General features: G+C 60.7%; 7 protein-coding genes and 1 riboswitch. Of the genes, 5 read left to right on the top strand and 2 right to left on the bottom strand.

Features of this window, described 5'->3' with window-relative positions; genetic code table 11:
• Together DD235_RS16315 and DD235_RS16310 are read right to left on the bottom strand one after the other, a co-directional pair.
• Positions 1-899 (bottom strand): aldehyde dehydrogenase family protein (locus tag DD235_RS16315; RefSeq protein ID WP_146193528.1); only part of this gene is annotated, 899 nt, incomplete at its 3' end.
• 416 nt (positions 900-1,315) lie between these two features.
• Positions 1,316-2,242 (bottom strand): LysR substrate-binding domain-containing protein, encoded by a 927-nt coding sequence (locus DD235_RS16310; RefSeq protein ID WP_162300524.1) that lies wholly within the window; start codon positions 2,240-2,242, stop codon positions 1,316-1,318.
• 189 nt (positions 2,243-2,431) lie between these two features.
• Positions 2,432-2,521: riboswitch (S-adenosyl-L-homocysteine riboswitch) on the top strand.
• Positions 2,522-2,600: 79 nt separating this feature from the next.
• Between DD235_RS16310 and ahcY the strand changes: the two genes are divergently transcribed.
• From ahcY to DD235_RS16285, 5 genes are all read left to right on the top strand, one after another.
• Positions 2,601-4,019: an adenosylhomocysteinase gene (ahcY, locus tag DD235_RS16305; RefSeq protein ID WP_109063176.1), complete on the top strand. Its 1,419-nt coding sequence runs from the start codon at positions 2,601-2,603 to the stop codon at positions 4,017-4,019.
• A 153-nt stretch (positions 4,020-4,172) separates the two neighbouring features.
• Positions 4,173-4,511, top strand: coding sequence for a phage holin family protein (locus DD235_RS16300; protein ID WP_109063175.1), 339 nt, complete (start codon positions 4,173-4,175; stop codon positions 4,509-4,511).
• Between the two features lie 13 nt (positions 4,512-4,524).
• A complete protein-coding gene (gene metF / locus DD235_RS16295; RefSeq protein ID WP_109063174.1) occupies positions 4,525-5,364 on the top strand; it encodes a methylenetetrahydrofolate reductase [NAD(P)H] in 840 nt (279 codons plus the stop codon).
• A gap of 140 nt (positions 5,365-5,504) precedes the next feature.
• Positions 5,505-7,289 carry a methyl-accepting chemotaxis protein gene (locus DD235_RS16290; protein WP_109063173.1) on the top strand — a complete coding sequence of 595 codons (1,785 nt, stop codon included), beginning with the start codon at positions 5,505-5,507 and terminating at the stop codon, positions 7,287-7,289.
• Between the two features lie 158 nt (positions 7,290-7,447).
• On the top strand, positions 7,448-9,667 hold the full coding sequence (locus DD235_RS16285; protein ID WP_239990196.1) for a FepA family TonB-dependent siderophore receptor: 2,220 nt from the start codon (positions 7,448-7,450) through the stop codon (positions 9,665-9,667).
• The last annotated feature ends 15 nt before the right edge of the window (positions 9,668-9,682 follow it).

Raw genomic sequence — 9,682 nt, 5'->3', positions numbered from 1 at the left:
CCCTGGTTCAGCGCAAACATCGACAGCCCTTCCAGCGCCTTGTCGAAGAAGGCATCGTCCTGCGCCATCACATCCTCGAAGAAGATGTTGGGGCTCTTGCCGCCCAGCTCCACCGTGGCCGGGATCAGTTTGTCGGCAGCCGCATGCAGCACCCGCTGGCCCACCGGTGTCGAACCGGTGAAGGCCACCTTGGCAATGCGCTTGCTGGTGATCAGTGCCTCGCCCGCTTCCTTGCCAAAGCCGTTGACGATGTTGAGCACGCCCGGCGGCAGCAGATCACCGATGATCTCGACCAGCACCAGGATGGAGGCCGGGGTCTGCTCGGCCGGCTTGAGCACGATCGGGCAGCTGGCGGCCAGCGCGGGGGCCAGCTTCCAGGCCGCCATCAGGAGCGGGAAGTTCCAGGGAATGATCTGGCCGACCACGCCGATGGGCTCATGAAAGTGGTAGGCCACGGTGTCGTGGTCGATCTCGGAGATGGCCCCTTCCTGGGCACGCACGCAGCCCGCAAAGTAACGGAAGTGATCGATGGCCAGTGGCACGTCGGCAGCACTGGTCTCGCGCAGCGGCTTGCCGTTGTCGATGGTCTCGGCCACGGCCAGCTTGGCCTGGTGCTGTTCCATGCGGTCGGCAATGCGCAGCAGGATGTTGGAGCGCTCGGCCGGCGAGGTCTGGCCCCAGGCAACCCGGGCAGCATGCGCGGCATCGAGCGCCAGCTCGATATCGGCGGCATCCGAGCGCGGCACCTGGCAGAACGCCTGGCCGGTGATCGGCGACAGGTTCTCGAAGTAGTTGCCCGATACCGGGGCCACCCACTTGCCGCCAATGTAGTTCTCGTACTTGCTCTTGAAGGGAAAATCGAGGTCAATCCCGAACTGTTTGAGATCAAATAATGTCATGGTGTCTCTGCTGCTTGAATCTTATATATGGCGTTGAATGCTTTTCTGGTCTGCTTTTTCAATCACTTCTTTATGTCAGGTCTCCCGTCTGTTTCGTTTTTGAATATCGATAGGGTTTTCCAATCAAATCCATAGCCTTTGTGTGGTTTTTAAAAATATAGCGGATCGGATTTCGCTGGGGTATGGCCAACGATTGAACAGATTGTTCGGTGCCATGAACGCTTGCGATCAGGCTCTGTCCCCGTTAGTCGAAATCGGGAGAGAAAAGGGATGGGAAGCGTTGCGGCACGGTGCGCAACGCCAAAATGCCACGCAGAGCGACCGGATTTTTCCGGTGCGTCCTGTCGGGATGGGCTGGCGGGGGGAGAACGGTTTGCTTGATAAAGATCAAGCGGAAGAATGGCCTGTCTTTATTTTCAGAAAGGCAGGTGCACCAGGCGTTGCGCCAGGAAATTGACCAGTGCGCGTACGCCCGGCATCAGACCGCGTCGGGTGGGATAAACGAAGTGGCCGATATTGCGGGGGTATGACCACTCAGGCAGCAGCGGCTCGACGTGCCCTGCTTTAAGGAGTGGTATGGCGATGATGTCCGGCAGGACGGCTGCTCCCAGACCGGCGCATACCGCTTCCTGCAAAATGTGGAAGTCGCTGCATACCAGGCGTGGGGACACGTTGATATTGACCGTGTCTGTTTGTCTTGAGAGGGGGATGTTGCGCCGCTCTTCGGCGTCCACCATGGATAGAAAAGGCAGGTTGGCCAACTGCTCGGGGCAATCGATGCGCGCATGCGTATCCCATAGCTTGGGGCTGGCGATCAGCATGGGTTGGGAAATGCCAAAGATGCGTGCGATCAGATCATGGTCGGTATCCAGCTCGCTGCGGACACGGATGGACACGTCGAAACCTTCGCTGAGCAGGTCGAAATGCCCGCTCTTGACGCGCAGGTGCACCTGGATACGCGGGTATTGCTCCATGAACTCGACCAGCAGGCGCGGCATGATGGACTGGGCGAACGAGGGCGGGCAACTCAGGCGGACAAAGCCCTGCGGCTCACGCTGCAGGGCGGTCATGATGTCGCGTGCGTTCTGGGCCTGCTGGAGCACGCTCCTGCAATTGGCCAGGAAGATGTCACCGGCTTCCGTGATGGAGAAGTGGCGTGTAGTGCGCTGGAACAGGCGCATGCCGAGCTCGGTTTCCAGTTGGGAAATGTGCTGGCTGAGGCGCGACTTGGGGACGCCGAGCAGGCGTGCTGCTGCAGAGAAACCACCGGCATCGGCGACGGCGACGGCAAATTTGAGATCATTGAGATCAGGCCACGCGTTGAGGAGGTCGGATGTAGGCATCGGCAATGGTGGGTTGGATGACAGGTGTTCGCCGCATTTTGTGGCAGCACAGTCTGTCGTGTCACGACAAGGACTGTCAATGCAGCGAGAATTGTCAATGAGCAGCAGGGGACTGTGTAGGTAGACCATGTATCGATGCGCAGGTTCCTTGATAAATATATTTGCAGGTACAATGCCTCTCGATTTGAAGAGTCCGAGGAGCGTTGCGACGGGTACAGCCCGCCAGGCTCGGATTCCAACCGGCAGCAAAACTGCCGGCAGCAACGACGCTCACCTCATTTTCTGTGCAGACAGGCCGAGGTGAGACGCGCAGTGCGCGGTTGCCCGTTCTGTGTGCTCCCGTCCGGAGAACGACACCATGACCGCAGCAGCAACCGCCAATTTCACCGACTACACAATCGCCGACATCGGCCTGGCCGAATGGGGCCGTCGCGAGATCGCGATCGCCGAAACCGAAATGCCCGGCCTGATGGCCACCCGTGAAGAGTTCGCCGCCAGCCAGCCCCTCAAGGGTGCGCGCATCGCCGGCAGCCTGCACATGACCATCCAGACGGCCGTGCTGATCCAGACCCTGCAGGCACTGGGTGCCGAAGTGCGCTGGGCCTCGTGCAACATCTTCTCGACCCAGGATCATGCCGCTGCCGCTATCGCTGCCAGCGGTACGCCGGTGTTTGCCGTCAAGGGCGAGACGCTGGAAGACTATTGGCGCTATACCCACGAGATCTTCAACTGGCCCGACCACCGTCACGCCAACATGATTCTGGACGATGGCGGCGACGCCACGCTGCTGCTGCACCTGGGCGCGCGAGCCGAGCAGGATGCCTCCGTGCTGGCCAACCCCGGCAGCGCCGAGGAAAAAGTCCTGTTTGCCGCCATTCGTGAAACCCTGGCACGCGATCCCAAGTGGTACTCGACCCGCCTGGCGCAGATCCAGGGCGTGACCGAGGAAACCACCACCGGCGTGCACCGCCTGTACCAGATGTCGCAGAAGGGCGAACTGGCCTTCCCGGCCATCAACGTCAACGACTCCGTGACCAAGTCCAAGTTCGACAATCTGTACGGCTGCCGCGAGTCACTGGTTGACGGCATCAAGCGCGCCACCGATGTGATGGTGGCTGGCAAGATCGCTGTGGTGGCTGGCTATGGCGACGTGGGCAAGGGCTGCGCCCAGGCGCTGGCGGCGCTGCGTGCCCAGGTCTGGGTCACCGAGATCGATCCGATCTGCGCGCTGCAGGCCTCGATGGAAGGCTTCAAGGTTGTGACGATGGAAGAGGCAGCCGACAAGGCCGATATCTTCGTGACCACCACCGGCAATTACAACGTGATCCGTCGTGAGCACATGGAGCGGATGAAAGACCAGTCCATCGTCTGCAACATCGGCCATTTCGACAATGAAATCGACGTGGCAGCCATCGAAGACTGCCAGTGGGAAGAAATCAAGCCGCAGGTCGATCACGTGATCTTCCCCGATGGCAAGCGCATCATCCTGCTGGCCAAGGGCCGCCTGGTCAACCTGGGCTGCGCCACCGGACACCCCTCGTTTGTGATGTCGGCATCCTTTACCAACCAGACCATCGCCCAGATCGAGCTGTTCACGCGCGGCGAAGCCTACGAGTCGGGCAAGGTCTACATTCTGCCCAAGCATCTTGACGAAAAGGTCGCACGCCTGCATCTCAAGAAACTCGGCGTGAATCTGACTGAGCTCACACCAGAGCAGGCCGCCTATATTGGCGTGTCGGTGCAAGGCCCCTACAAGGCCGACCACTATCGCTATTGATGCGGCAGGCTGGCGACCGCCGCTGCACCCGTCCGAATCGGGAGGGGCAACTGCAGCGGCGCAGTACGCCGGCCTTTGTTGCGTTCCATTTGGCCTGCCGTTACGCTGTCGCGACAGGCTGCATTTGCGCTGTCTGACTACAGGAGATCTCTCATGACGCTGATTCTGGTATGGATTCTGAATGCGGTATCGCTGCTGGCTGTTGCCTATCTGCTGCCTGGCATTGCGGTGGCCAGTTTCGGCTCGGCATTGATCGCCGCGCTGGTGCTGGGGTTGCTCAATGCGCTGGTCAAACCGGTGTTGATTTTCCTGACGCTGCCGATCACGATCGTCACGCTGGGGCTGTTCCTGATCGTCCTCAATGCGTTGTTGTTCTGGTTTGCCGGTTCGATTCTCAAGGGCTTCCAGGTCAACGGTTTCTGGTGGGCGGTGGCTGGTGCCATTCTGTATAGCCTGATCTCGGGTCTGCTTTCGAACCTGGTAAACGCATAACCTTTTCTTTCCTATGACCAAGCCTGATCTGAGTCTGGAGTTTTTTCCCCCGCGTGATCTGGCCGCACAGGAGCGGCTGGTGCGCACGGCCAAGCAGTTGCTGGCCGTGCATCCGCGCTATGTCAGCGTCACGTTCGGTGCCGGTGGATCTACCCGCGAGGGCACGGCTCGCACGGTTGGCACGTTCCGCAATTTTGGCTGCGATGCCGCACCACATCTGTCCTGCGTGGGTTCCAGCCGTGATGATCTGCGCCAGATTCTGCAGTCGTATCGCGAGCAGGGCGTGCGGCGCGTGGTGGCCTTGCGTGGTGATCTGCCGTCGGGCATGGGGCCGGAGGCAGGCGAACTGCGCTATGCGGCGGAGCTGGTGGCCTTCATCCGTGAAGAAAGCGGCGACGCTTTCCATATTGAAGTGGCTGCCTATCCCGAGATGCATCCCCAGGCTGCAGGACCGGGCGAGGATCTGGCGCATTTTGCCGCCAAGGTCAGGGCGGGGGCGGATGGCGCGATCACGCAGTATTTCTTCAATGCCGATGCCTATTTCGACTTTGTCGAGCGGGCCCGGACTGCTGGCGTCGATGTGCCGATCATCCCGGGCATCATGCCGATCACCAACAACAGCCAGTTATCGCGGTTTTCGGCCATGTGCGGTGCCGAGATCCCGCGCTGGATCAAGTTGCGGCTCAACGAGTATGGCGATGACCGTGCTTCGATCAAAGCGTTCGGTACCGAGGTGATCACCGACATGTGCCGCCGCCTGCTGGATGCCGGTGTGCCGGGACTGCATTTCTATACGCTGAATCAGGCTGACCCGGTATTGGATATCTGGCGCGGACTGGGGCTCGACAGCTAGCCTGCCATAGCATGCCCGGTTTTCAGTCGGGCATGCCTTATGTCATCTTTCCGTCAGGTTATTGCATGTAAAATGTAAGATAATTTTTTTGATGCAACCAAAATGTGCTGATGGCGCGGCCACGGCCAGGGGAAGATGTGATGCGTGTCTTTGCAAACATGAAACTGGGCCGGCTCCTTGCCGTGGGGTTCGCAGGCGTGATTGCGGTGGGTGTGCTGGTGGCGGCGTTCGCAGCCCTGCGCCTGGACGCTGCCAACGACCTGCAAGGCCTGACCCAGGCACGGCTCAATGACCTCAATATGCTGCAGGAGGTCAAGAACAACGCCAACCTGCGCGCCCGTCTGCTGCGCGACGGCGCAGTTGATGCCGCCCTGCGCGGACGTGCCGACGATGTGCGCAGCCTCGAGCAGGCGACCGCGCGTAATACCGAAATCCTGACAACCTTCCGTCGCCTGGTCAATGGCGCTGCTTCGCTGCCCGGCATCGACCAGCGCGAAGTAGCCGAGGCCTCGGGCCTGCTGGGCCGGATCGAACAGACCCGGCCTGCCTACCTGGATGTATCGGACAAGGCGTGGCAGCGGATCATGGCTGGCGATGCCGAAGGTGCCCGTGGCCTGATTGCGGGGCCGCTGCGTACCGTGCAGGTGGCTTATTTCGATGCCGTCGATGCCATGATTGCTTATCAGAGCCGAGTTACGCTCGGCACGTCGGCACAATCCGAGCGAGACCTGCATCAGGCGCTGGTGATCCTGCTGGTGCTGACGATTGTGTCGGTCTTGCTGGGCTGCGTGGTGGCCTGGACGATTACCCGTCGCATCAAGACGCAACTGGGTGGTGAGCCGGCCTATGCGGCCCGGATTGCCCAGGATATTGCCCAGGGCAACCTGGCGATCGAGGTCGAGGTGCATGCCGGTGATACAACCAGTGTGCTGGCTGCCATGCGTGCAATGCGCAACAGCCTTGCCCAAGTCGTGGGTGAGGTGCGTCAGAGCAGTGAATCGATTGCGACTGGCTCCAGTGAAATCGCCAGTGGCAACGCTGATCTTAGCCAGCGTACCGAAGAACAGGCGTCCAGCCTGGAACAGACGGCTGCAGCGATGGAGCAGATGAATTCCACGGTTCGCCAGAATGCCGATACGGTCGATACCGTGGCGCAACTGGCAAACTCGGCCAGTACGACAGCGGTACGCGGCGGCGAAGTCGTCGGCGACGTCGTGCGGACGATGGAAGCCATCACGGCCAGTTCCCGCAAGATTGCCGATATCACCGGCGTCATCGACTCGATCGCCTTCCAGACCAATATCCTGGCGCTCAATGCCGCCGTGGAAGCCGCGCGTGCCGGCGAGCAGGGCAAGGGATTTGCCGTGGTGGCTGGCGAAGTGCGCACGCTGGCCCAGCGTTCGGCTCAGGCCGCCAAGGAGATCAAGGATTTGATCGGCGAGAGTGTCTCCAAGGTCGAGGATGGCGCGCAGCAGGTCGGCGAAGCGGGCTCCACGATGAGCGAGATCGTGGACCAGGTGAAGCGCGTTGCCGACCTGATTGCCGAGATCGGGGCTGCCACGCATGAACAGACGCAGGGCATTTCCCAGGTCGGTGATGCCGTCAATCAGCTGGATCAGGTTACCCAGCAGAATGCCGCACTGGTCGAGCAGTCTGCTGCCGCTGCTGCCAGCCTCAATGAGCAGGCTGCGCGGCTGGTCGAACTGGTCAGTGTATTTCGCCTTGGCGTGACTGGTACCTCTGATGCAGTGCAGGTACGGCCTGCCGCACGTATTCAGTCATCGGGTCGCACGGCAGCACCGGTGCGCCGACCGGTCGCCAGGCCGGCTCCTGCCAAGGCACGGCCGACTGCTGCGCTTGCACATGACAAGACCAGCGCGCCCAAGGCTGCGACCGACAAGGCGGATGACTGGGATACGTTCTAGGGCCGATTACTCCTTTTGCTGCAGGTAGTCCGGAGCACCCTTGCAGGTGCTCGGGCTGAACAACAGGCGCTGTTGATGTTGCAAATCAAAACTATACCCAATAAACTACCGTCCGTTAGGTTTTCTAACGTACGGTAGTTAGTTTTGAGGAGCCAGTTGTGCAGAAAAACAGGAATCGTGCCGCTGCGATACAAGGGGGATCGCTGCATGCCAGCATCTGGGTAATGCTGGCGCTCGGGGTCGTGGCCAGTCCATGGGGCCGCGCCGAAGCCCAGGAGACTCAGAACGAGCAGGCAGTGCATTCGCTGGACTCGGTTCAGGTGCTGGGGACCGCCGAAGAGCAGATGAAGCAGGCGCTCGGCGTGTCGGTCATTACCAGTCAGGATATCGAGAATACGCCGCCGGCCAATGATCTGGCCGATATCATCCGCCGCCAGCCGGGGGTCAACCTGACAGGCACCAGTGGTTCGGGCATCCGGGGCAACAACCGCCAGATTGATATCCGCGGGATGGGGCCGGAGAATACGCTGATCCTGATCGATGGCGTACCGGTGCGCTCGCGCAACGCCGTGCGCTATGGCTGGGGCGGCGACCGAGACTCGCGGGGTGATACCAACTGGGTTCCCGTTGAAATGGTGGAAAGCGTCGAAGTCCTGCGCGGACCGGCTGCGGCGCGCTATGGTTCGGGTGCTATGGGGGGCGTGGTCAGCATCCGGACCAAGGGTGTGGCGGACAAGCCGACCGGTTCCGTGACCTACTACACCAATCAGCCGGACGACAGCAAAGAAGGCGCGACCAACCGGGTCAATCTCAGCCTGAGCACGCCGATTACCGAGACGCTGGGCATTCGTGCCTACGCCAACTGGAACCATACCGACCCGGACTCGCTGAATATGGCCGAGGGCTACAACAATCGCTTCCGCCATGCGATTGCCAATGGCCGCGAAGGGGTGGTCAACAAGGATGCCAACGTGCTGCTGGCCTGGAAGCCGAACAGTACGCATTCTTTTGATCTGGAAACCAGCTATTCCCGCCAGGGCAACCGCTATGCCGGTGATTCACCGTTCTGGCACGACGACGGGATCGACGGACTGTACAACTCGGAAACCAACGTCATGTATCGCCAGGCGGTGTCGCTGACCCATCGGGGACGGTACGACTGGGGCGATTCCCTGCTGAGTGCGGCCTACGATGTCACCCGCAACCATCGCCAGCGTGAAGGCCTGTCGGGTTCGGTGGAAGGGGCTCCCGGCAGTGGCGGTGATGACCTCGGCGTGTTCGATACGGCCCGTTTGCGCACGGTGCAGTTGCGTGGCGAAGTCAATGTGCCCTTTGCCGTGGCGGATGTGGCACAGGTGCTGACCGTAGGGGCAGAAGATCTGCGCGAATCGCTCAACGATCCGGGGGGCATGCGCGATAGCCTGAATGCGCAACAGGGCAGCGCGACCCGTGCCAGGCAGGCGAGCCAGGCCATCTACGTGGAAAGCAACATCGAGGCCAGCGAGAACCTGACGCTGACGCCGGGCATGCGCTTTGATCACAGCGATACCTTTGGTTCCAACTGGAGCCCCAGCCTGAATGCAGAGTATTGGCTGACATCGGCCTGGTCCATCAAGGGGGGGATTGCCCGAGCCTACAAAGTGCCCAATCTCTATCAGGCAACCGAGAACTATGTCTTGAACAGTCGGGGTATGGGCTGCTGGATGAGCAATGGTCCCTGCTATCTGGTCGGCAATCCGGACCTTAAGCCTGAAACCAGCATCAACAAGGAAATCGGGGTGTCCTACGATCCGGGCGACTGGCGCTTCAGCGTGGCGTATTTCCGCAATGACTACAAGAACAAGGTGGATGCCGGCACGACCAGTGTCGGGACCATCGGTGGCTCTCAGGTTTATCAGTGGAGCAATACCGGCAAGGCTCTGGTGCAGGGGCTGGAAGGCAATCTGTATTTCCGGCTGGGCGAGTCCGTGGAGTGGAACAACAACCTGACCTACATGATCGATGCCGAGCGTCGTTCGGGACGATTCAAGGACGAGCCGCTGAGCATCATCCCCGAGTTCACGCTCAATTCCACGCTGGACTGGTCCGTCAATCAGCGCCTGTCGCTGGGGGCTACGCTGACCTGGTATGGCGTGCAGAAGCCACCTTCGCTGGCCCAGACGGGTCGGGAGATGAGCAATCAGGAGCGCATCAGTCCCTATGCCATTGCGGGTATCAGTGCCGGCTACGTCGTCAATTCCAATCTGCGTCTGCGCTTCGGTATCAGCAATCTGTTCGACAAGCGGATTTACCGCGGGGGCAATGCCGAGGATGCCGGAGCCTATACGTACAACGAGCGCGGTCGCGCCTATTACGCCCGGATAACGGCTTCGTTCTAGGCTGGATGGCAGGCC

Origin of the sequence: Corticimicrobacter populi, from assembly GCF_003123725.1 — a bacterium.
GTDB lineage: Bacteria > Pseudomonadota > Gammaproteobacteria > Burkholderiales > Burkholderiaceae_B > Corticimicrobacter > Corticimicrobacter populi.
The sequence above is the reverse complement of the archived record's forward strand: the minus strand, read 5'-3'. Positions and strand labels throughout refer to the sequence as shown.